Source organism: Marinobacter manganoxydans MnI7-9 (assembly GCF_000235625.1).
Taxonomy (GTDB): domain Bacteria; phylum Pseudomonadota; class Gammaproteobacteria; order Pseudomonadales; family Oleiphilaceae; genus Marinobacter; species Marinobacter manganoxydans.
Window position 1 is genome coordinate 12825 of sequence record NZ_AGTR01000015.1, and the last position, 23668, is coordinate 36492.

The following is a 23668-nucleotide window of genomic DNA, read 5'->3' on the forward strand; positions in this document are numbered from 1 at the left end:
CTGACCCCGAATACTTCAACTATTTGCCACTCTTCCAGCCGTTGGTGATCGGATAACGCCGGTCCTTGCCAAATCCTCGCTCGGTAATTCGAACACCAATCGGCGCCTGCCGACGTTTGTATTCGTTGATATCTACAAGACGAATAACCCGCTCAACGTCGACTCGCTCGAAACCTTCCGCAACGATCGCATCGGCACTGAAATCCCGCTCTACATACAGATTCAAAATCTGATCCAGTACATCGTAACCGGGCAGGCTGTCTTCATCTTTCTGGTCCGGCGCCAGTTCTGCCGATGGCGGCCGGGTGATCACACGCTCGGGGATCACTTCTCCCTCCGAAAGCGTGTTGCGGTATTTGGCCAGGCGGAATACCAGGGTTTTGGGCACATCCTTGAGCACATCAAAGCCGCCAGCCATATCGCCATAAAGCGTTGAATAGCCCACCGCCATCTCGCTCTTGTTACCAGTGGTCAGCACCAGGGAACCAAACTTGTTGGAAAGCGACATCAGCAGAACACCCCGGAGACGCGCCTGCAGGTTTTCCTCGGTTGTATCCGGTTTGGTGCCCTCAAAAGGCGCTGCCAGAGTTTCCATGAAGGCGTCGTACATGGGTTCAATGGAAAACACATCATACTGCACGCCCAGGGCAACGGCTTCAGCCTCGGCATCCTCAAGGCTCATGCTGGAGGTGTAACGGAACGGCATCATCACCGCCCGAACCCGATCCTTGCCCAGTGCATCGACGGCAACCGCCAGAGTCACTGCCGAGTCGATACCGCCTGAAAGCCCTAGAACCACCGATTTGAATCCGTTCTTGTTTACGTAATCCCGTACACCGGTCACCAGGGCGCTGTAGACATTAGCCTCCAATGTCGGCTCTTCCGGCAACGCCTGGGATACCGACTGACAGTGGTGTTCGCACAGAAAGTCGACCGGATATAATCCTTCACCAAACTGAGGGGCCTCTGCAGTCAGCACACCGGAATGGTCAAACACCATGGAGCCACCGTCAAAAACCAGCTCGTCCTGACCGCCCACCAGATTCACATAAACGATACTGACCAGATTCTCCCGGGACTTTCTCTCCAACAGGGCCTTGCGACGTGCCTGCTTGTCGATATCGTAGGGTGACGCATTGAGATTCAGAATCAGACGGGCGCCTGCGGCCGCACAGTCTTCTACCGGGCCCTCCTTCCAGAGATCTTCACACACGGTGATACCTACGGGAACGCCGCGGATATCCAGAGTCAGAACATCCTGGCCTTCGGCAAAGTAACGCTTCTCGTCAAACACCTGGTAGTTGGGCGGGAAGCGCTTGAAATACCGGCCGGTAATTTCGCCACCATCAATCACCACCGCCGCGTTATACAACAGCGGGCCATGACGAAGGGGAGCACCGATAACGATCACCGGGTCCAGCCGTTCCGCCTGCAACCTTTCCAGCGCTTCGTTGACCCGTACCTCCAGGCTCGGGCGCAACAGCAGATCCTCCGGCGGATAGCCGGTCAGGCAAAGCTCCGGGAAAACCACGATGTCTGCCTGATGCTCGGACGATGCCCGGCGGGTAGCCTCCAGGACGAGCTCGGTATTGCCGGGTATGTCTCCCACCAGAAAATCCAGCTGGGCCATCACCACCCGCAGTTTTCTGGCAGACACCCCGGTCGCTGCCTGGTTTCCGGACACGGACATAAATCGGCTCCTGTAACTCATTGCCATGAAAAGGCTATTATAACCCCGCATAGGCGTGGATTTCTTCCGACCAACAGCGGATTCCTGTAAATCATGGCAGCAGATACACCAGCACAGTCGGCCGAAACGCTCGGCCAACCCCCTTCAACACCGTCCGGTGTGCAGCAGGCAAAGCTATTCAGGATCTACAACCACTACCGCCTGGTGGTGAGCCTGATGCTGGTGGCGCTGTTATTCGTGGACCCAGTCAACTTTGACATGCGTTTCCGGCTGCTGGATTACTACCAGGCAGGCGTCTCCGCTTACCTTGGTCTCAATGCCTTCATTGCCCTGCTCCTGGTGGCGGGCTTTCACCCCAGCCAGCGCCACATTACGCTTTCCATCCTGGTGGATATCCTGATCATGCACGGCCTGCTGCTTGCCAGTACAGGCATTACCAACGGCCTGGCCAACCTGGTGATTGTGTCTGTTGCGGCGGGCAATATCCTGACCCCAAGCCGCATGGGCACCTTCTATGCCGCTTTGGCCGCAATCTGCTCCCTGGGGATCTCTGGCTGGGCAGTTCTGGCTCTGGGCGAGTCCGCCGACGATATTGTCCGGGCCGGCTCACTGGGCATCCTTTACTTTGCTGCGGCTTTCGTCCTACAGAGCATTTCCCGCCGGATGATGCGCAGCGAGGCTCTGGCAAGCAGCCGCGCACGCAGTATTGCCGAGCTGGAGAAGATCAACCAGCAGATTATCCAGCGCATGCGTACCGGCATTCTGGTGCTGGACCGTTTCGGCCAGATCCGTCTTGCCAACGCTGCCGCCGAGGAGCTTTTATATGGTGCGCCAAAGACCTCGGTTCCGATTCAGGAGCGCGCAACCGTGTTGCCCAAACCGCTAAAGCAGGGCCTGGACGCATGGCTGAAGGACCCGACCCAGCGCATTGAGCCGTTCCAGCCCTCACCCACATCGCCGCTACTGCAGGCCAATTTCACCCAACTGGATCAGGAACGGGGTGACCAGATCCTCGTGTTCATTGAAGACATGAGCAAAGTCACCCAGCAGGCCCAGCAGATGAAGCTGGCATCGCTGGGCCGACTCACAGCCGGCATTGCTCACGAAATCCGCAATCCGCTGGGCGCAATCAGCCACGCGGCCCAACTTATGGAAGAAGCACCGAACCTGGAAGCCGGCGACCGCCAGATGCTGGCGATCATCCAGCGACACTCCCGCCGGGTGAACGGGATTATCGAAAACGTTCTTGATCTTTCAAGACGCCGGGCCGCCAATGCAGATCTGATCGAAGTCGCACCCTGGCTCCAGGAATTTCGGGAAGATTTCCTGCAAACGCAGGACGAGGACTGCACCACAGCCAACATTGTTCTGAAAATCGATCCGCAACTACCGCCAGCGCGGTTCGACAAAAGCCAGATTGAGCAGGTGATGGTGAACCTTTGCGACAACGGTTTACGCTACAGTCAGCAGCACTCGGGCCAGCAAAAGATCGGAATACACGCCGGGGCAACCGAGGATGGCGAGCGGGCCTATATCGATGTGCGGGACCTGGGCCCCGGCATTGCGCCGGAAAACAGAAACTCAGTGTTCGAACCGTTTTTCACCACAGACAAGACCGGGACCGGGCTCGGGCTTTATCTGGCCAGGGAACTGTGCGAGGCTAATCAGGCGCATCTTTCCCTGGTAGAAGACAACAAGCCCGGCTGCTGTTTTCGCATTACATTTGCTCACCCGAGGCGAATGATCTGAGCCTGCGCCGGCGGATATCGGGCGCTTGAACAACGACATGGAACCGACGACACAAGATGACCACATACACAGCGCTGATTGTTGATGATGAACCGGACATCCGGGAGTTACTCGAGATCACCCTCACCCGGATGGGAATATCAACCCTCACGGCACCCGACCTCACCAGCGCCCGGAAATTGCTGGAACAGAACGCCACCCACCTCTGCCTGACCGACATGAACCTGCCAGACGGTAATGGCATTGAACTGGTCCAGTGGATTCAGAAACACTCTCCGGCCACGCCTGTTGCCTTGATCACAGCGTACGGCAACATGGACACCGCGATTGAATCGCTCAAAGCCGGGGCTTTTGATTTCGTGTCCAAACCGGTGGAGCTGCCCCGACTAAGGGAACTGGTCAATAGCGCCCTCAAGCTATCTGAGCCCAAGGCAGACGCGGAAGATACAGCCGACGAGCCAGGCCTGCTACTCGGCAAATCACCAGAGATTCGAAAACTCCGGAACCAGACCCGAAAACTGGCCCGAAGCCAGGCCCCCGTGTTTATCAGTGGCGAATCTGGCAGTGGTAAAGAGCTGGTGGCCCGAATGATCCACCTCCAGGGACCCCGCCGCGAAGGACCGTTCATCGCGGTTAACTGCGGTGCGATTCCCTCGGAACTGATGGAAAGCGAATTCTTCGGCCACAAGAAAGGCAGCTTTACCGGGGCCGTGGAGAACAAAGACGGCCTGTTCCGCTCTGCCAACGGAGGTACCCTATTCCTTGATGAAGTGGCAGACCTGCCCCTGGCCATGCAGGTGAAACTGCTCCGCGCCATACAGGAAAAAGCCGTTCGGCCCGTCGGGGACACCAAGGAAGTGCCCGTCGACATTCGGGTACTGAGCGCCACCCACAAGAATCTGCCGGAGCTGGTCCAGGAAGGCAGCTTTCGTCAGGATCTTTTCTACCGGATTAACGTGATCGAACTCGCAGTACCACCCCTGAGAGAGCGGCCGGATGATATTTCTCTGCTTTCGAATCACATTCTTGAACGGATTGCGAAAGAGTATGAGTGTGACCCTGCCTCGTTAACGCCAGCGGCCGTGGACAGACTGCGAGGCTATGACTTTCCGGGCAATGTCCGGGAACTGGAAAACGTCTTGGAGCGGGCTTTTACCCTGTGCGACGCCGATCAGATCGATGCTGATGATCTGCATCTGGGGAATGGTGTTCAGCATGCAGCTTCGGCCTCGCAGATCATTGCTGAAGGGCAAGCAAACGGGGAAGATGGCATTGCAGCAGTACCCGATGGTGAAATCGATCTCGAAGGATATCTGGAAGGCATCGAGCGGCAAGCCATTGAGAAGGCGCTTGAGGCAACTCGGTGGAACAAGACGGCGGCAGCGAAACGATTGGGGATTAGCTTTCGAGCATTGCGGTATAGGTTGAAGAAGTTGGGAATGGAATAAAAATGTATTAACCTTCTCTTTGCCGTAAGGACTACGGTAGATAAAACTTAGCTTGACTGCCATCAAGGACTGGATGGCTAGTAGGAGATTCAAGGATGAGAACCACCTCCTCTTCCAAAGGCTTAACTTTGGTGGAATTATTGGTTGTTATATCGCTTTTAGCGCTTTTAGCAACGAAAGCTGTGCCTTCTTTCAATGAACTTATACAAAATAGCCAACGAACAGCTGCCATCTCTGAGCTTCGTCAGTTTCTAGCCTTAGCCAGACGACATTCAGTTATGACAGGGCAGATCGTAACCGTATGCCCTACGGAACCTGACGGTAAGTGCGGCCGAAATTGGAACGGGCCTGTTTCAATGTTTGCAGACCCAGGTAATCAACGGACTCTCCTTCAAGGCACCAAAGTCAATGCGGTTTTGCCTCCCCCTAAATTTGGAAATTTTATCGTGAGGTCACTGTCGAGAAGCTATTTCCAATTCAGACCAGATGGTTTTATATACAGCGATTTGGGAAACATCACCTGGTGCCCAGATTCAGGAGAAGCCTCTCTGGCAGGCCAGCTGATCATAAGCCGGAGTGGACGAATAAGAACCGCCACAGACAGCAACGGAGACGGCGTGGTCGACGACGCGAAGGGAAAGCCCGTGCGCTGCTGAATCACCAGCAGCCCGCAACGGTACTGCCATCTTTCACTGCAGTCTTCGCTCCGGTGTTCGAGATTCTGAGTGTGCCACAATCATCGTTCGCCTGATCACCCGAAGGCGCTGCCTGAAGAGAATAGGTGTTCGCAGTGACCGACCCATTAAAACCTATGGTGTAAAATGCAGTCCCACTCCGAGGAGACTGCGTAAACGGCAGCGTTGGGGCATTTCCGGAAGCATCAAGGTAACTGAAATTTGCGGAGTATTGACGTTCCATCCATTGGGCCAATTCCATTAAATCGGCTTGAGTCGCTGTCCGTCGAGTTTCTCTTACCTGGTTCTGATAGGAAGGATATGCGATCGCTGCAATAATCCCAATGATCGCCACTACGATCATTAACTCGATAAGAGTGAAACCAAGATTTTGCTGTCGGTTGGCGCCCTCTTTAGTTGTACCCAGCGAATGACTCATAGGGTATCCACCTCAATCAGAATCCGTTCCAATTCGCTACCAGACCTCTCATACTTCATTGACTTTAATTTTTGACCTTCACGAAGAATTTCCAACGCAGCTTGACCTGAAATCGATTGCCCGTTCATTATCACTTCCCGCTTAACGAACATTTCCTGGTCGTCGATAACCAACCTACCTTCGGTCGGGTAGATTGAATTGACAATAACCTGCTGCGCCTCCAACGTTGTATTTAAACCAGTTTTTGGCGACGTTTGGGCGATAGCCATGGCTGAGGAAACAGTCATGGCGAGCAAAAAAATCAAACCGAAAGCCTTATTCATGAAAATCCCCTTAGAGTCCAGACCCAAACAAACTATGGCGTTCACTCAACCAACTCATTCCAGCCACGACGACCAGCATTCGTAACTGCGCCACTCAATGGAGGAATTTCTACAACGTCGACAGGTTCGTCACCGTCGCTACCCGGCGTAAATCTGAAATTTCCAAGAATTGTAGACTGGTTTGGCATTGAATTTATCTTGTAGCCTGTCACGATCTGACTGAAGTCAAGAAAAGCTCTGGACTCTGGAGTTCTGCCGTCCAGACCGAACGCAAGAATCCAGCCCGCCCCGCCACCCAAGCAAGGATTTTGGTCCGGAATAATTGTGTTCAAATACAGAAACTCCCCTCTAACCTGCGGGCTAACGACAGCCCTCTCGCCACTAATATCCAAGTCAGCATACCAGCCATTAATCTCGGAAAAATCAAGGGCGTCCCCATTTGAGTAGCGAACCTCTGCGGTCGCCTCCCCCTCCAGAGCAAGGGTAGCCTCGTCAAGAGTTCTAGGCTCGAGTGTTGACCGTGTAAGACCAGCTACACCCTTATCCCATAACCCGTAAACTGACTGTGTATTTGTCGAGGTTACATCGTCACTTTCTAGGTATTGGCCGGTTCCGAAAAATATCAGCAGATTCGGTTCATTACCTGCACGGACTGCGTCTTTGTTTGCAGCCGCCACAGGCGCAGCCGTAATTGGCTGATTGGATGCTGCTGTGAAAAGCGGCTGTGGACCCGAGGCGTTGGAATATGCAGTCCCCCAGGAACCATTTGTGCCATCAGCTACCCAGAGCTTGCCATCAAGATCCCCTGCGTAGATCCGGTCAATCAGATAGTCACCAGTGGTATCGAAAGCACTGAGAGGAGATAGGCCATCACCATCCGAATCGAATTCGACATACCGGACTTCATCGCTCTCCCAAGTTCCATCCATACCCCCCTCGATATCCAACATGAAAAACCCGGTTGAATCTTCGGTAGAGTTGTATCCGTTAGATACGAAGGCGGTCCAGCGAATATCTGAACTTCCCCATTTGGCCATACCGATGATCGGGGCCTGCGTAACATAGCCAAGTTTGTTGTCGTTGCCCGCAGTAAACTCCCAAAGAACTATACTTTCTGCATTCGACTCTGAGAAGCTAGAAGGATCCGTTACATCAAGAGCGAAAATTCCTTTTGCGCCAGCTCTTCCGCCGCCAACAATGACACTTCTCCACGCCGTATCGTTAGTGAGGTTGCCATTTGCTCGCTTTCCTTTGGTATAGATATCCTGCTGCCTGATCTCCAAATCAACGTAGTACCGATGCTGATAGGCAGGGTCCGTGAGAAAATGAAGTCCTGCATTGTCAGCCGTAGAGTTGTAAACAAACTCAGGGATATATGCCAGAACTTCCTGCCCACCGCTCTTCGTCGCCGAGAAACCATGGAGCATTCCATCATTAGAGCCCACGTAAACAACAGGTGAACGATCTTTGTTGGTTTCCGCGAAGTCAGAGAAACGCTCGGAGGATTCGCCAAATGGATCCGAGTCCGGCCAGATAGCGCGTGGAGCACCCACAAACTCGGGGGAGGAATTAACAATGGATCCTAATCGGCTTCCCCGCTTACGAAACTCAGTGGTGTCCTCCAGTGAACGATCGCCGCGAATAAAATTCAACCTTTGCTCTGCCACAGTATCTGTGACGCCACCATAACGGAGGTCGTTTTTCTGGACATCGGTGAGATCATCCCAAAGAAAGGGGCTTGCGCTACCATTACCGTAGGTGATGATCACACGCTCATTGGTGCTGATGTCACGTTCATCCAGTAGGTCTCCAGCGGACCACCCGTTTCCGGCTTCTATCGCATCTTCAATATCGGGCACTACGGGGGTATCTGTTCCTCCAAGCTCAACGGCTTTGAGGTCGCCAGTCCAACCGTTTGGATCAAACTGGGATGAAAATATCAGTGCACCTTCCTGGAAAGAAGAGACATCAAACTCAACAGCCGTTGAAGACCCAGCTTCAGCTGTAATATCGCCTACGGTACCCTTTAGCTCTTTCGCAAAGGTCGAGGGGTTTGACGCACTAAAAAATCCACCTCGAGCGTTAACCGCGGCATGCAACATATCGTTCACTTTGTCTTCGTCAGAGGTTCCGCCCCACCAATTCAAGTATGTTCCATCTTCAATGGCTTTAAATGCAGCGACAGGATCCACCGATCCGGCGACGCCCAAGCCAACGGTATACGTAACCATATGTTGCCAAAAAGCGGGATTTCTCTCAGATACAGGCACATAGTTGTTAATGTCAGTTCTCAGGTCGCGCTTCCAGTAATACATGGCAACGTCTGCAAGGGTTCTGGAATTTCTGCCATCTTTAAACGGATCCACTGCCAAGTATTCGAAAGAATCGCCTCGTTCATTAGTTATCGCAGAGCCATTTACATCATCTGCCTGGTAGACATCAGAACTCGGATCACTACCGTTGTAGTAACCATCAGACATCAGGATGCTGTATGAGAGCCGACACTCTCTGACGGGATTTGTTTCAGAAACTTCTTTGCTCGGATCGTCTGACCAAGCCCTTTCACTTTCCTCAAAATACTGGCCAGCACCTTCGAGAGCGCGCCTCAGAGGGGTGTTACCACTGGCCGGGACATCATATAACCACCCTAAAAAAGCAGATCTTTGGTCATTTGAGTATTCGCGAACACCTGAAACAATTGCCCTGACGTCGGAAGCGTCGTCAATATCATTCTGCCCTCGATTTATTCTTCCCCACCCTAAGCGGAAAGAGGTCGGTAGCTCGAAAAACGCTTCCGCGATTCCGGCGCGCGACATGTACATTCTTGTTGAATAATAGGTAAACCAGTTTGCGAAATTTTGTCTCTCTTCATCAGATTGATCTTTGACAACAACCTTAGTATAGCAAGAGGCTGTTTTCGGGCTCGAAACACAAGCATCGGAGCTTTCATCCAACTGGTAATAAAATGCTGGCTCGTTATATGTATTACGCCAGGTCGGGAAGACATTCTCTAGGTTTGCGTCTCCCGCCGTAGTCATGTTGTCCGCGTAACCATAATAGTATGCCCCAGTAAAAGGACTATTCTGTTTACGCCCGGTTCCATCGGCTTTTCGTGGAGGCAGATATTGCAAATCAGGGTCAAACCATATGGTGTTCACTGCACTTGAAAAATACCAGGGACAATTTGAGGGGTTATTACAAAGATCATTGCCCAACTCATCTGGCATATATTCTCGCTCCATTGAGCCGGAATCATCGATGATGAACATCAAGTTCGGCGCAACAGCACTACCAATAAAAAGCGGCTCTTGAGCAAAATCCGGCCTAGCAGAGTAACCAGCGGTTGGAAGAACGAGAAGCCCAGCCAACGTACCAACAAACCATCTTGAATCAATCATTCGTTTCCTCCTGCCAGCCCACCAGGCTGAAAAATATAGAAGCCTTCCAGCAAGCGTGCGCTGGTCCCAGATGGCCCGGGAGCTCGAACAACGATACGCGCGTAGTCAAACTCGGTTGGTCCTGCCGCACCATACTGGCTCAGATCTCGCGGTAATTGCGCTTCAGCATCCAGAGTGACCTTACCTTTGTAGTCATAGAAATAAAGAGCTGAAATGCCATTTACAGCCGAAGCCTCGATTGCATTTACTGGATCCCCGGTTTCCCCGCTTTTGCTCCATGTCGTTGCTGCGAATGGAGAAGGGGGAGAAGCGCTTGAGCCCGGTGCTGACTCGTAAAACCCGGTTGTTGAGCCGAAATCGTCCAGATCGGCCAAACCATCCAGAGCCGCTTCAGCTTCAACCATTGCCCTTTCAGCTATCTCAAGTGCCAGCATCCCATCTCGCTGAGCTGAGGCCATCCGCTCCTGCATTACGCTGCCCTGCATACCTGAAATTGCCAGCAATGAGAGCACGAGCAGGATTACTAGCGAGACAAGGAGAACGGCACCCTTTTGTGTGTTTTTTGGCATAACATTTACCTCAGATGCGGTTCCGGATCGCGGCAGTGAAGTTAAAAGCTCTGTAGAGCCTGTCGTCTTGCGCAGTCCAGTTTTTTACTCCCGAGCAATCGGTCCAACTGGGGTAACAGAGTCTGGATCTGGTCTGCAAAACCTCATCTTCGCCGCCACGAACAAGCAGACTGACTTCCACAGCGAGCACGCTGTCCCAATCTAATGTTGAATCGCTTGGTAGCTTCCAATCCTGGACTCCAGTTGCAGGCTGCCCCTCACCAAAGCGCAGGCGCATATCAATAACGCCCGAAACAAGCTCAAACGTCGTCCCGTTGCGATCTCTCATAAAGAGGCCAGGCTCTCCTGATGCACCGGTTGCGATAAAGTAAGCCTCAGAGTAGGTCCGAAATACATCCGACCCTTCACCATACACAGCGCTCAAACAGTTCTGCGTGGTAGTGCAACCCGGAGGTGAATTGGCTGAAAAGTCATTCCCAGGCTCACCATTGCCACTATTTGCGACCAATGTAATTGTTGCGCCGCCAGTTCCGCCTTGAACATTAGACAATTCAAAAATATCGCCGTTAATACAGTCAGTTATCAGGATGATATCGCCAGTCTCAAGGTCTCCACGCTCATTTACTGTAAAAGATGCCGAGTTCACCTGAGCCGTTGAAGCAACTGAGGCGCCAGCTCTCCTAACACCCATTGTTACGAAAAAGTCAGTTCCTGCGATAGCGTCAGTTGGTCTCAGCGAACTTTCAGCCGTGATGCCCTGGAACTGGAAATCATGAAGTGCCGGATCATAATCAGAGTCGGAAACATCAAGGTTATTTGTGACCCCCTCTAAAGGGAAACAGCCGTAGAAGCCAGCATTTCGCAGGGCCCTCGAAAGAATATCTGCTCCAAAGCGGCCAGATTCCTGAGCCCGGGCACTTGCCTCCACTACCCGGAAGGACTGGCTGTTCGACGAAAATATCTGAACCAAACCCACTGTCAGAAAGGTGCCCAAAAGTAAGGCAATCATTAACTCGATTAATGAAAGCCCGCTCTGTTTTGATGGTGAGACGTTCAAATTCATTGCTTAAAGACTCGCGTTCATTGTCAGGGTTTGCGTAGCCGAGCCAGAATCACTAAACGGATCCCTCTCGGTCCACTGAACCGTAATCTGAGCCACATCTGCACTTACGGAAATCTGCAGATCACTGTCGGCACCAAGAACCTGCTGCATATTTGCCTCGAGTTGAGCGAGATCTGCTGAATCGAGAACATCTCCACCATTCGCCCTGACTCTGTCTGCAGCTGTTTGCGCATACAACGTTGCCTCCGAACGGAGAGTTGAATTCGCTGTTTGCTGCATAGACAGCAGTTGGACTCCTGCGACACCGAGCAAACCGATTGCCAGCACCAACAATGCGACAAGCACTTCGATCATTGAGAAGCCTGACTCTTTGTGGATTCGTCTCACTGGAGCTACCCTCACGGACATGTAATCGTTGTAGATTGGACCTGACCACCAAGAGTGACAGATACCTGAGTACCACGCTCTCCACTCTCGCCACATACGTTAAAAATCACATTGGAAGTATGTGTCGCCAGCCCATTAGCTCTAAAACCGGGATTTGAGCCAGATGTAAGCGATATATCTACACCGTCGCCCGGGCCTTCCACTTCTCGCAAAGTTTGCAAAGCTCCATTAACGGTAGCCTGAATCAAAACCCCCCCAGAGTAGTCTGAACCGTTTGGCGCCACAGAAACCGTAGTGCCCAATCGAACTGCTTCGGCTCGAGCCATGTTCAAGGCTCCCACCAAATCATTGCTTGACGACGTCAATCTGTTGCTCTCTATGAGCCTGCCAAAGCCCGGAACAGCCACAGTCGCCACGATTGCGATGAGTGTGATCAGAATGAGAAGTTCTATTAACGTAAAGCCAGCTGGCTGTTTGTGAATCAGCATAGTAGTTCCCACTATTCGTTATTCTTAAGGTAACTTGGGTAGGAGAGGCTATCTAGGGTAAGAGCGACGAAAGGAATTAAAGGTAGGATGAACGGTTATCAACTTGAGAAAAGATGACGCAATTCACAATCACGTCATCTTTTCATGCCATATGCGATGATGTAGACGCTTCACTAGTCGGCTAGCTAACCTCCACCACATCTATCCGAAGCTCTTTTGGCATAGAAAACACAATATTCTCCTCACGCCCGGCAATCTCCTCCGGAACGCTGCCGCCAAGCTCTCGCAGGCGAGTAATTACATCATTCACCAGAACCTCCGGAGCTGAGGCGCCAGCGGTCACGCCAACCGAGGTCTTCCCTTCCAGCCAGGCGGCGTCGATCTGGGAGGCCTCGTCGATAAGATAGGCTGGTGTGCCCATGCGCTCGGCCAGCTCGCGCAAGCGATTTGAGTTGGAGCTGTTCGGCGAGCCAACCACCAGCATCAGATCACAGTCGCCAGCCAGCTGCTTCACGGCGTCCTGGCGGTTCTGGGTGGCGTAACAGATGTCATCTTTTCGCGGGCCCTGGATTTCCGGGAACTTTGCTCGGAGGGCGTCGATGACCCGGGCGGTATCGTCCATGGACAGAGTGGTCTGGGTCACGTAGGAGAGCTTTGCGGGGTCTTTTACCTCGAGGTTGGCAGCATCCTCCTCGTTTTCCACGAGGTAGATTTCACCGCCATTGCTGTGGTCGTACTGTCCCATGGTGCCTTCCACTTCCGGGTGGCCGTGGTGGCCGATCAGCACGCATTCCCGACCATCGCGACTATAGCGCATGACTTCCAGGTGGACTTTGGTGACCAGCGGGCAGGTGGCATCGAAGACTTTCAGGCCGCGGCGGGCGGCTTCGTTCTGGACTGCCTGGGAAACACCGTGGGCGCTGAAGATAACCAGCTTGTCGTCTGGAACTTCATCCAGCTCGTCCACGAAAATGGCGCCGCGGTTGCGCAGGTTATCCACCACAAATTTATTGTGGACAACCTCATGCCTTACGTAGATAGGCGCTCCGAACACGTCCAGCGCCCGGTTTACAATTTCAATGGCGCGGTCCACGCCGGCACAAAAACCTCGGGGATTGGCGAGTCGGATCTGCATATCAACCTGCTATTCTGGTTAGTGGGCCGGGCCTGCCGGTTCCACGTCGATGATTTCTACTTCAAACGTCAGTGTACGCCCTGCCAGGGGGTGATTGAAATCCACCTCAACTTCGTCACCTTCTACACGGCTGACAACACCGGGCAACTCGCTCTGGCGCGCGTCGGCAAAGGAAATCATTACGCCGGGTTCCAGCACCATATCGGGGCTGAACTCATGGCGCTTGAACGTCTGTACGTTATTCGGGTTGTGCTGGCCAAAGGCTTTCTCGGGCGGCACCTGGAAGCTGCCTTTATCACCAGCTTTCATACCCATCAGGTAGGCCTCGAAATTCTCCGGCAGGTTGTCATCGCCGATTTCCAGGGACGCCGGCTCTTTCTCAAAGGTCGAATCAATCACTTCGCCATCCGGGAACTTCAGGGCGAAGTGCAGTTTTACCCGGGTACCCTTGTCGACAGGCAGTTCATTCATAAGAGTTACTCACTCCTTTTCGCATCCCCGTCCGAGTCGGCGGGTTTGCGGAACATATCAAGAATCATCATGGCGGCACCGATGGTGATCGCAGTGTCAGCCAGGTTAAAGGCGGGAAAGTGCCAGTCCTGCCAGTAGAAGTGCAGGAAATCGACCACGTAGCCGTGCACCACCCGATCGTAGACGTTGCCCAGGGCGCCGCCGAGTATGAGTACGATGGCAATGGCGGTCCAGGTTTCATGGCGCTGGAGGTTTTTTAGCCAGTAAATCAGCACCACGCTGACCACGAGCGCCAAAGTTACGAAGAACCAGCGCTGCCAGCCGGCCGCGCCAGCCAGAAAACTGAACGCTGCTCCAGTGTTGTGAAGCAGCGTCAGATTAAACATCGGCATCACCGGAACCGGATCACCGTAGGTCAGCATGGCGGTGGCCATGGCCTTGGTGCCAAGATCCAGAGCGATCACCAGCACCGCCAGCCACAGCCACTTCAGTTTGCTCCCGGTGACCTGCTCTGTCATGGTCGCGTCCATCAGGCGTAGGCGCGGGCTTCGCCGGGCCCTTCCACGTTGATCACACAGCGACCACAGAGGTCGTCGTACTTGGCATTGCGGCCGACGTCTTCCCGGTGGTGCCAGCAGCGCTCGCACTTGGTGTGAGCGGCGGGTGTCACCTTCACGCGGAGACCTTCATGGGAGGTCATTTCCGCATCGCCCGCTTCTGAAACCGGTTTGACACTGGCCTCGGAGGTAATCAGAACAAACCGCAGCTCCTCACCCAGGTGCTTCAGATCGGCAGCCAGGTCGCCTTCGCAGAACAGAGTCACCTCGGCACTGAGCGAGCCTTTGATTTCACCCCGTGCCCTGGCTTCCTCCAGGCACTTGTTGACGGCCTCTTTCACGCTGTACATCTCGCGCCAGTAATCGCGGCCAAGCTCAGCGTTTTCCGGCAGTGCTGTGAGACCTTCGTACCAGGTTTCATAAAACACGGTATCGCTGCGCTTACCCGGCAAATGCTGCCAGATTTCATCAGCGGTGAAGCTGAGAATCGGGGCAATCCAGCGAACGAGCGCTTCGGCCACATGGTACAGGGCCGTCTGGCAGGAACGCCGCGCCAGACTGTCGGCCTGGGTGGTGTACTGGCGATCCTTGATGATATCCAGATAGAAGCCGCCCAGAGTTGCTTCACAGAAGTTGTACACCTTCTGGTAAATCCGCAGGAAGGCGTAGTTGCCATAGTCTTCATGGAGCTCTTCCTGCAACTGCAGGGCACGATCCACCATCCAGCGGTCAAGGGCGATCATGTCTTCCGACGCCACCATGTGCTGCTCCGGATCGAATCCGGTCAGGTTGCTCAGCAGGAAGCGGGAGGTGTTCCGGATCCGGCGGTAACCATCGGCGGTCTGGCGCAGGATGTCCTTGGACACGGTCATTTCGCCGCTGTAGTCGGTTGCGGCCACCCACAGGCGCAGGATGTCGGCGCCCAGCTCGTTCATGACTTCCTGGGGCGCGATCACGTTGCCCAGGGATTTGGACATCTTGTGGCCCTTGCCATCGACGGTAAAGCCGTGGGTCAGAACCTGCCTGTAAGGCGCCACGCCATTCATGGCGATGGAGGTTTTCAAGGACGACTGGAACCAGCCACGGTGCTGGTCTGAGCCTTCGAGGTACATATCCGCCGGGAACTGGCCCAGCTCCTCGCGAACCCGCAGGACAGACTCGTGGGTGACACCGGAATCGAACCAGACATCCAGGGTATCCGTTACCTTCTCGTATTGCTCGGCATCACTACCCAGCAGGGACGACGCATCCAGCTCGTACCAGGCATCGATACCGCCCTCTTCGATCTGCTGGGCCACCTGCTCAATCAGGTTCTGGGTGTCCGGGTGCAGCTCCTGGGTTTCCTTGTGGATAAACAGGGTGATGGGCACGCCCCAGGTCCGCTGACGGGAGATGCACCAGTCCGGCGACTGGTTGAACATGGCTTCGATACGGTTCTTACCCCAGGACGGCACCCAACGTACACCCTGGATCGCTTCAAGGGCATCAGCGCGCAGGTTTTCCTTATCCATGCTGATAAACCACTGGGGTGTGGCCCGGTAGATCAGCGGGGTCTTGGTACGCCAGCAGTGGGGATAGCTGTGACGGAACTTCTCGGAGCGGACCAGCTTGCCCTCGCGCTCGAGGGCGCTGCAAACCGGCTCATCGGCCTTGTAAACGTGTACACCGGCCAGCTCACCGGCGGCCGAAGTGTAGGTGCCATCCGCCTGAACCAGGTTGATAGTGCCGATGTTGTAGGCCTTGCCCACCTCAAAGTCTTCCATACCGTGGTCAGGCGCGGTATGAACCGCGCCGGTACCGGCATCGGTGGACACGTGATCACCCAGGATCACCGGCACCTGCTTGTCGTAGATCGGGTGCTGGAGAATCAGATTCTCAAGAGCCGCGCCAGCACAGGTTGCCAGCACTTCGTAGCTCTCAACCTGCCAGCGGGCCATGATGCCATCGACCATGTCGGCAGCCAGGATCATCCGCTCCGGGCCGTGCCCGACATCGGTCTGTACCAATGCATAGTCCAGATCGGCATTAAGGGAAACGGCCTGGTTAGCCGGAATGGTCCAGGGCGTGGTGGTCCAGATAACCACGGACACATCGCCATTGCCATTATCGGTGCCGAACAGTGACAGGGCTTTTGCCTGGTCAACCGCGGTAAAGCGCACATCGATCTGGGTCGAGGTCTTGTCCTGGTATTCAACCTCGGCCTCTGCCAGTGCGGACTGACCCACCACACTCCAGTAAACCGGCTTGTAACCACGCACGAGGTGGCCCTTGGCGACAATCTTGCCCAGGGCACGAACAATACCCGCCTCAACTTTGGGATCCATGGTCAGGTAGGGTTTGTCCCACTCCCCCATCACGCCCAGGCGAATGAAATCGGTTTTCTGACCGGCAATCTGCTTGGTGGCGTAGTCGCGACAGGCCTGGCGGAAGGTCTTGTAATCCACCTTCACACCGGCCTTGCCAATCTCCTGCTCCACCTTGTGCTCGATCGGCAGACCATGACAGTCCCAGCCCGGCACGTAAGGCGCGTCATAGCCCATGAAGCTGCGGGACTTGACGATCATGTCCTTGAGAATCTTGTTGACCGCGTGACCAATGTGAATGCTGCCGTTGGCGTAAGGAGGGCCATCATGAAGGATGAACTTTTCCCGCCCTTCACGCTGCTTGCGCAGGTTGCCGTAGACGTCGAGATCCTGCCAGCGCTTGAGCATTTCCGGCTCGCGCTTGGCCAGGTTGCCGCGCATGGGGAAGGCGGTTTCCGGCAGATTCAGGGTGTGCTTGTAGTCGCTCATGGTTTGTGTGCGTACTCTTTTGGTCTTGGTCAGTTTGGGTCGGTCATTTATTCGTTGGGGCGCAGCCGGGCGTTTCAATCCGCGCTTTTCACAGAGCCGTTTTCGGCAATCCACGCTCGAGCCTGGTCAAAATCCCGGGCAATCTGATCTTTCAGCTCATCCACAGAACCGAATTTTTCCTCGTCCCGCAGGCCATGCCGGAACACAACCTCCAGGTGCTGACCATAAAGTGTGCCAGCAAAGTCAAACAGGTGCACTTCCAGTGAGGGCCGCTTGCCGTCAACGGTCGGACGCACACCAATATTGGCAACGCCATCGAATCGGGCGCCATCGTCAAGGGTGGCGGCAACCACATAGACACCGCGCAGGGCGGGTGTCCGATGTAACAAAATATTCGCGGTTGGCGCACCAATCTGGCGCCCCAGTTGGCGGCCATACACGACCCTCCCCCGGATTCGATAGGGGTGGCCCAGCAGCGATTCGGCTTTCTCGAGCCCATTCACCGTGAGTAAATCCCTGACACGTGTACTGCTTACTCGCTCGCCGTCGACGGTTACTGTCAGGGTATTCTCGACGGAAAATCCGGCGTCGTATCCAACTTTCTCGAGAAGCGCGAAATCGCCCGCCCGATCACAGCCAAAACGGAAATCATCGCCGACCACAAGGTGACGAACCGCCAATCCATGGATCAGAACATCGTCTATAAAGCCCATGGCCGAATAACTACGGAACGCCTGGTTGAAGCGCAGGCACAGCACAATATCAATGCCTTCCGCCAGCAGGGCCTCGAACTTCTGACGAAATCCCATCAGCCTCGGCGGCGCTTCCCTGCCCTGAAAAAACTCCCGGGGTTGGGGCTCGAAAATCATCACCACCGAGGGCACGCCCAGGGCCTTGGCCTTACTTTTGACCTGATCAATAATGGTCTTGTGCCCAAGGTGCACACCGTCGAAGTTACCGATGGTGGCGACACACCCGTTGGCGAGCGGTGAATCCTCCCGACGGGAAAGCATTTTCAGGTTGGTCAGGCCCCGGATCAGACGCATGCAATGCGAACCTTCAATTGCCAGCTAGCTTTCAGCGCTCACTTTTACCGCAACGCTGGTGAGAAAACGCGCGATTATACCTTACCTGTGGCGGAAATGTCTTACCCGAACCCCGGCCAGCGCCAGTGCAACGAAGTACACGGCGACACCCGCCCCTACCAGCATCGCCATGTCCGCTGCACGCTGATAGCCTTCGTTTGCCAGCCACACCGACACCGGGGCGTTGAGCCAGACAATGACGGCCGCCAGGGCACCGTTGGCAAATAGCAGCTGTAGCAGAAACCGGGGCCAGCCGGGCTGGCTCTGCCAGGCCCCTTCCTTACGCAGTCCGCGCCAAAGAAGGTAGCCATTCAACCAGGCCGATATTGAGGTAGCCAGCGCGAGACCGGCGTGGGCCAGCGGGAAAATGAGAATCAGGTTGAACACCATGTTTGCCACCATGGCAATGATGCCGATCTTGACCGGGGTTTTGGTGTCTTCTCTTGCGAAAAACCCCGGCGCCAGAACCTTGATGAGCATGAACGCCAGCAACCCGGCGGAATAGGCCCGCAAGCTCTGGGCCGACATGGCCACATCCCGGTCGGTAACGGCGCCATAGTGGAACAGGGTGGCAATCAGCGGCTCGGCCAACAGCGCAAGCGCCAGGGCAGCCGGTAGACCAATCAACAGGACCGCCCGAACCGCCCAATCCAAAGTGGCCGCGAACTGGTCCGCTGACGCCGCTGCGTGTTTACGGGAAAGGCTCGGCAGAATAACCGTCGCAATGGCTATCCCGAACACGCCGAGGGGCAATTCCGAGAGTCGATCGGAGTAATACAACCAGGAAACGCTGCCGGTCTGGAGAAAGGACGCCAGAACCGTATCCAACAGCAGATTGATCTGGCTGACGGATACCCCGAACAGCGCAGGCGCCATCAGCTTGAGAATCCGGCTGACACCTTCGTGGCGATAATCCACACGAGGCCGTGGCAGCAGGCCCAATCGCATCAGAAACGGCAACTGGAAAAACAACTGCAGGGCCCCGGCAATGAAAACACCCCAGGCCAGAGCCATCACCGGCTCATCCATCAGCGGCGTCAACCAGATGGCTGCCGCAATCATCGCCAGATTGAGAAGAACCGGGGTAAACGCGGGTACCGCAAAGCGATCGTAACTGTTGAGGATGCCGCCGGCGAAGGCTGTCAGGGATATCAGCAACAGGTACGGAAAGGTGATGCGCAACATGTCGCTGGTCAGCGCAAATTTCACCTCATCATCCAGGAAACCAGGGGCAAAGACCGCCGTCAGCACCGGCGCCCCGAGAATGGCCACCAGCGTGACGCCCAACAGCACCAAGCCGAGGGAGCCGGCCACCGCATTGACCAGCCGCTGAACGTCCGAGAGCGACTGATTCTCCCGATAGGATGACAGGACAGGCACAAAAGCCTGGGAGAAGGCGCCTTCCGCAAATAGCCGACGCAGGAAATTCGGAATCTTGAAAGCCACAAAAAAAGCATCGGCACCGGCACCGGCACCGAAATAGCGAGCGATGACCATATCCCGAACCAGACCCAGCACCCGGGACAGCATGGTCATAATACCGACGAGCCCCGACGATCTGAGTAGTCCTGGCGGCTTGGGTAATTGCTTCTGTTCAGGCGTTGATTCAGGTTCCGACGACATGCAGGCCCTTGCTTGGCATTCTGAATATCCTTTTGGCGCTCGTATTTCGGGAATTACCTGCTTCCCGGTCAAGCCCGCGTTCAGTGAGCCGCGAGTTTACCACAGGCCTTCTGTGTCGGGGCATGAAATGGGTTTTAGCCTTGACATTTGAAGGTTTGAGCGGCATAGTTCCGCGTCATTTATTTCGACGCGCTGGTTTTGGCGCGCCCGCGATGTAACGAATCATTCAGCAACGAATTTGAGATTTTCAGGAGTTTTACGGTGGCAAATTCCCCGCAAGCCAAGAAGCGCGCACGTCAGAACGAGAAGAACCGCAAGCACAATGCAAGCCTGCGCTCCATGGCTCGTACTTATGTGAAAAAGATCCAATCCAAGATCGAAGCCGGCAACTACGAAGAAGCCCAGGCCGCTTTCCAGCAGGCTCAGCCGATTCTGGACAGCATGGTCAACAAAGGCATCTTCGCGAAGAACAAGGTTGCTCGTAGCAAGAGCCGCCTGAGCGCCAAGATCAAGGCCCTGAAGAGCGCCTAATCAGCTCGATTCAGGCAAAAAAACCGGCCATCTGGCCGGTTTTTTTATGGACGAGCGATTATCACACAATCACCAGATTGTCCCGGTGGATCATCTCCTCGCCTGACATATAGCCAAGGATCTCGGTAATCCGGTCACTGGAACGGCCGGCAATAGCCCTGGCTTCGTCGGCGTCGTAATTAACCAGCCCCCGGGCGACTTCACGACCACTCTGGTCGAAGCAGGACACCATCTCGCCACGGCGAAACTGCCCCGACACACCTTTAACACCCACCGGCAGAAGACTGCGGCCACCCAGGCACAGCACTTTCACCGCACCATCATCCAGAGTCAGCCTGCCACGGGTCTGCAGGTGGCTGGCGAGCCATTGCTTTCGGGCAGCAATCCGGCCCTGCTCCGGCAATAACAGAGTACCGATTACATCACCCTGCCGCAGGCGACCAATCACGCCCTCAATGCGACCACCAACAATGACGGTGAAAGCCCCGGACCGGGCAGCAAGCCGCGCAGCACGCAACTTTGTCTGCATGCCGCCGCGCCCGAGAACACCGGCGCCGCCACCCGCCATGGCATCCAGTTCGCGATCGCCGGCCCTGCGCTCGGTCACCAGACAGGCATCCGAATGCTTCCTGGGATCCTTGTCAAAGAGGCCCAGCTGGTCAGTGAGGATAATCAGGCCATCCGCCTCAATCAGATTGGCAACCAGGGCGCCCAGGGTGTCGTTATCGCCAAACCGGATCTCGTCGGTAACCACAGTGTCGTTTTCGTTCACAATGGGCACGACACCCAGGTTCAGCAGGGCCCTGAGGGTTCCCCGGCCATTCAGATAGCGCTTGCGGTCGGAGAGGTCGTCATGAGTCAACAGAATCTGGGCGGTATGGATATCGTGCCGTTTGAACTGGGCCTCCCAGGTCTGCACCAGACCCATCTGACCAACCGCCGCAGCAGCCTGCAACTCATGGAGCTGCTCTGGCCGGACAGTCCAGCCAAGACGACTCATTCCCTCGGCGACGGAACCAGAGGAAACGACAACCACCTCCACGCCATCTTCAATAAGCTCGGCGATCTGATCCACCCACAAACCCAGGGCCGCCACATCCAGGCCACGGCCATCGTTGGTCAGCAAAGCGCTTCCGATCTTGATAACCAGGCGACGGGCCTGGCGCAACTGTAGGCGTTCAGTCATGGTGCTTGAGCGATCTCTCTGGTATCAGTCCTTGGTTTACTCCGGGGCGTAGACCACTTCGACATCGTAATCATCATCGTCAAAGTCGTCGTCATCGTCCTCTTCGCGGGCCGCGCGGCGTGCCTGACGCTCGGCTTCAATACGGGCGCGAGCTTCGTCGTCCATCTGCCGGCGACGTTGGGCCTCCCGCTCCGCGAATTCCGGATTCTGGGCCTCTTCCTCAGCCTGCTCTTCGATCCAGCGCATGACGGCCTGAGCCAGGGACTTGGTGCCCTCGCCACTGAGCGCAGAGATCCAGAAAACCGGCCCTTCCCATCCGAGCTCATCGACAATGGCCTGACAATGAGCATCGCGATCTTCTTCGGCCACCATGTCGACCTTGTTCAGTACGAGCCATCTCGGACGGTTGGCCAGAGTTTCGCTGAACTTCTCAAGCTCATGCTCGATCGCTCTAACCGCATCGGCGGGCGACGAGCCATCGTACGGTGCCACATCCACAAGGTGCAGCAGTAGACGGGTGCGCACGAGATGCTTCAGGAAGCGGATACCCAGGCCGGCACCTTCGGCGGCACCTTCAATCAGACCCGGGATATCGGCAATCACGAAACTCTGGTGCGCCTGTACACTGACAACACCAAGATTGGGTACCAGCGTGGTAAACGGATAGTCCGCAACCTTCGGGCGAGCCGCCGACACCGAACGGATAAAGGTAGACTTGCCAGCATTGGGCATGCCCAGCAAACCCACGTCCGCCAGCACCTTCAACTCCAGCCTCAGGTTACGCAACTCGCCCTCGGAACCCTTGGTAGTCTGGCGCGGGGCGCGATTCACCGAGGATTTGAAACGGGTGTTGCCAAGACCATGAAACCCGCCCTGGGCCACCTTGAGGCGCTGGCCGGCGTGGGTCAGATCTCCCAGGACCTCATGGGTATCCATATCGACCACCGTGGTGCCGACCGGAACCGGCAGAACCAGGTCCTCGCCTTTGTTGCCGGTACAGTTGCGGCCGGAGCCCGGCTCGCCATTCTGGGCCTTGTGTTTGCGCTGGAACCGGTAGTCGATCAGCGTGTTCAGCGACTCCTCGGCTTCCAGATATACGGAACCACCATCGCCCCCGTCGCCGCCATCGGGGCCACCCTTGGGAACGTATTTTTCTCGCCGGAAGCTCAGGCAGCCGTGACCGCCCTTGCCGGCTTCCACAATGATGGTGGCTTCGTCTACGAATTTCATGAATCAACCCTTTGCGCCATGCGCATAAACTAAAAAGCCCCGCAGCCTCTAGGAAGCTTTGCGGGGCTCCGGATGGTTCTGAGCACCTGATAATATCAGGATATCAGCGCCACCCAGGGTTCGACAGAACCGGATCGCCGCTGCTTACGCAGCCGGAACGATGCTCACGAACTTACGGCTCTGCGGGCCTTTGGTTTCGAACTTCACCTGGCCGTCTGCTTTCGCAAACAGGGTGTGGTCCTTGCCAATGCCAACATTGCTACCAGCGTGGAAACGAGTGCCACGCTGACGGATGATGATGCTGCCTGCAGATACAGTCTCGCCGCCAAAGCGCTTCACACCAAGTCGTTTAGACTCGGAATCGCGACCGTTACGGGTACTACCTGCTGCCTTTTTATGAGCCATTACCAGCCTCCTTATTTAAGGGGTAATTCGAGAGCCTCAGCCCTTGATACCCGTGATCTTGACTTCAGTAAACCACTGACGGTGGCCCTGACGCTTCATGTGATGCTTACGACGACGGAACTTGATGATCTGAACCTTGTCATGACGGCCGTGGCTAACCACTTCTGCGGTCACTTTGGCACCATCAACTACCGGCGCGCCTACCTGAACCTTGTCGCCGTCGGCGATCAGCAGAACGCGATCAAACTCAACGTTACCGCCGGTTTCAACTTCCAGCTTTTCCAGCTTCAGGGTTTCGCCTTCTTTTACACGGTGCTGCTTGCCACCGCTAACAATAACTGCGTACATTCACTCGTTCTCCACGATTGACCCATCCCTGCTCTTATCCACCTGGTTCTAAGGGAGGCGCTCTGGCGACCCTATAG

22 protein-coding genes are annotated in these 23668 nt (G+C 55.3%); 4 read left to right on the forward strand and 18 right to left on the reverse strand.

Annotated elements, in window-relative coordinates; all coding sequences use genetic code 11:
- Positions 1-19 precede the first annotated feature (19 nt).
- The gene (locus KYE_RS04130) at positions 20-1690 is read right to left on the reverse strand and encodes an NAD+ synthase (RefSeq protein ID WP_008170705.1); all 1671 of its coding nucleotides are present in this window, start codon (positions 1688-1690) and stop codon (positions 20-22) included.
- A gap of 93 nt (positions 1691-1783) precedes the next feature.
- Between KYE_RS04130 and KYE_RS04135 the strand changes: the two genes are divergently transcribed.
- From KYE_RS04135 to KYE_RS21005, 3 genes are all read left to right on the forward strand, one after another.
- Positions 1784-3439, forward strand: a complete 1656-nt coding sequence (locus tag KYE_RS04135) for a sensor histidine kinase (RefSeq protein ID WP_008170707.1) — start codon at positions 1784-1786, stop codon at positions 3437-3439.
- A gap of 56 nt (positions 3440-3495) precedes the next feature.
- On the forward strand, positions 3496-4887 hold the full coding sequence (locus KYE_RS04140; protein ID WP_008170709.1) for a sigma-54-dependent transcriptional regulator: 1392 nt from the start codon (positions 3496-3498) through the stop codon (positions 4885-4887).
- Between the two features lie 95 nt (positions 4888-4982).
- On the forward strand, positions 4983-5543 hold the full coding sequence (locus KYE_RS21005) for a GspH/FimT family pseudopilin (protein WP_081467505.1): 561 nt from the start codon (positions 4983-4985) through the stop codon (positions 5541-5543).
- Position 5544: 1 nt separating this feature from the next.
- On the opposite strand, the gene KYE_RS04145 is transcribed toward KYE_RS21005, so the two are convergent.
- The 13 genes from KYE_RS04145 to murJ form a co-directional block, all read right to left on the reverse strand.
- Positions 5545-6000 carry a type IV pilin protein gene (locus tag KYE_RS04145; RefSeq protein ID WP_008170711.1) on the reverse strand — a complete coding sequence of 152 codons (456 nt, stop codon included), beginning with the start codon at positions 5998-6000 and terminating at the stop codon, positions 5545-5547.
- Positions 5997-6323, reverse strand: coding sequence for a hypothetical protein (locus KYE_RS04150; RefSeq protein ID WP_139043660.1), 327 nt, complete (start codon positions 6321-6323; stop codon positions 5997-5999). The genes KYE_RS04145 and KYE_RS04150 overlap by 4 nt, the downstream gene beginning before the upstream one ends.
- Before the next feature lie 41 nt (positions 6324-6364).
- Positions 6365-9721 carry a pilus assembly protein gene (locus KYE_RS04155; protein ID WP_008170716.1) on the reverse strand — a complete coding sequence of 1119 codons (3357 nt, stop codon included), beginning with the start codon at positions 9719-9721 and terminating at the stop codon, positions 6365-6367.
- Positions 9718-10290, reverse strand: a complete 573-nt coding sequence (locus tag KYE_RS20845) for a PilX N-terminal domain-containing pilus assembly protein (protein WP_008170718.1) — start codon at positions 10288-10290, stop codon at positions 9718-9720. Before KYE_RS20845 ends, KYE_RS04155 begins: the two co-directional genes overlap by 4 nt.
- A 10-nt stretch (positions 10291-10300) precedes the next feature.
- Positions 10301-11353 (reverse strand): PilW family protein, encoded by a 1053-nt coding sequence (locus KYE_RS04165; RefSeq protein WP_008170720.1) that lies wholly within the window; start codon positions 11351-11353, stop codon positions 10301-10303.
- Positions 11354-11356: 3 nt separating this feature from the next.
- On the reverse strand, positions 11357-11836 hold the full coding sequence (gene pilV / locus KYE_RS20850) for a type IV pilus modification protein PilV (RefSeq protein WP_319795858.1): 480 nt from the start codon (positions 11834-11836) through the stop codon (positions 11357-11359).
- Entirely contained in the window at positions 11752-12228 is a 477-nt protein-coding gene (locus KYE_RS21010; protein WP_081467503.1) for a GspH/FimT family pseudopilin, read from the reverse strand. Before KYE_RS21010 ends, pilV begins: the two co-directional genes overlap by 85 nt.
- 181 nt (positions 12229-12409) lie before the next feature.
- The gene (ispH, locus tag KYE_RS04175) at positions 12410-13363 is read right to left on the reverse strand and encodes a 4-hydroxy-3-methylbut-2-enyl diphosphate reductase (RefSeq protein WP_008170723.1); all 954 of its coding nucleotides are present in this window, start codon (positions 13361-13363) and stop codon (positions 12410-12412) included.
- 18 nt (positions 13364-13381) lie between these two features.
- Positions 13382-13834, reverse strand: coding sequence for an FKBP-type peptidyl-prolyl cis-trans isomerase (gene fkpB, locus KYE_RS04180; RefSeq protein ID WP_008170725.1), 453 nt, complete (start codon positions 13832-13834; stop codon positions 13382-13384).
- A 5-nt stretch (positions 13835-13839) separates the two neighbouring features.
- The gene (gene lspA, locus KYE_RS04185; protein ID WP_008170727.1) at positions 13840-14364 is read right to left on the reverse strand and encodes a signal peptidase II; all 525 of its coding nucleotides are present in this window, start codon (positions 14362-14364) and stop codon (positions 13840-13842) included.
- On the reverse strand, positions 14364-17183 hold the full coding sequence (gene ileS / locus KYE_RS04190) for an isoleucine--tRNA ligase (RefSeq protein ID WP_008170729.1): 2820 nt from the start codon (positions 17181-17183) through the stop codon (positions 14364-14366). Before ileS ends, lspA begins: the two co-directional genes overlap by 1 nt.
- A 74-nt stretch (positions 17184-17257) precedes the next feature.
- Positions 17258-18229: a bifunctional riboflavin kinase/FAD synthetase gene (gene ribF / locus KYE_RS04195; RefSeq protein WP_008170730.1), complete on the reverse strand. Its 972-nt coding sequence runs from the start codon at positions 18227-18229 to the stop codon at positions 17258-17260.
- Positions 18230-18310: 81 nt separating this feature from the next.
- Positions 18311-19891 carry a murein biosynthesis integral membrane protein MurJ gene (murJ, locus tag KYE_RS04200; protein WP_081467504.1) on the reverse strand — a complete coding sequence of 527 codons (1581 nt, stop codon included), beginning with the start codon at positions 19889-19891 and terminating at the stop codon, positions 18311-18313.
- Between the two features lie 261 nt (positions 19892-20152).
- Here murJ and rpsT point away from each other — a divergent pair, with 261 nt between their 5' ends.
- Positions 20153-20422, forward strand: coding sequence for a 30S ribosomal protein S20 (gene rpsT, locus KYE_RS04205; RefSeq protein ID WP_008170735.1), 270 nt, complete (start codon positions 20153-20155; stop codon positions 20420-20422).
- Positions 20423-20483: 61 nt separating this feature from the next.
- Here the strand turns inward: rpsT and proB are convergent, their stop codons facing one another.
- The 4 genes from proB to rplU all read right to left on the reverse strand — a co-directional run bounded on the left by proB (position 20484) and on the right by rplU (position 23591).
- Positions 20484-21608, reverse strand: a complete 1125-nt coding sequence (gene proB / locus KYE_RS04210; RefSeq protein ID WP_008170737.1) for a glutamate 5-kinase — start codon at positions 21606-21608, stop codon at positions 20484-20486.
- A 36-nt stretch (positions 21609-21644) separates the two neighbouring features.
- Positions 21645-22838 carry an Obg family GTPase CgtA gene (gene cgtA / locus KYE_RS04215; protein WP_008170740.1) on the reverse strand — a complete coding sequence of 398 codons (1194 nt, stop codon included), beginning with the start codon at positions 22836-22838 and terminating at the stop codon, positions 21645-21647.
- 144 nt (positions 22839-22982) lie between these two features.
- Positions 22983-23243, reverse strand: coding sequence for a 50S ribosomal protein L27 (gene rpmA / locus KYE_RS04220; protein WP_008170742.1), 261 nt, complete (start codon positions 23241-23243; stop codon positions 22983-22985).
- Positions 23244-23279: 36 nt separating this feature from the next.
- Positions 23280-23591: a 50S ribosomal protein L21 gene (rplU, locus tag KYE_RS04225; RefSeq protein WP_008170744.1), complete on the reverse strand. Its 312-nt coding sequence runs from the start codon at positions 23589-23591 to the stop codon at positions 23280-23282.
- Between the last annotated feature and the right edge of the window lie 77 nt (positions 23592-23668).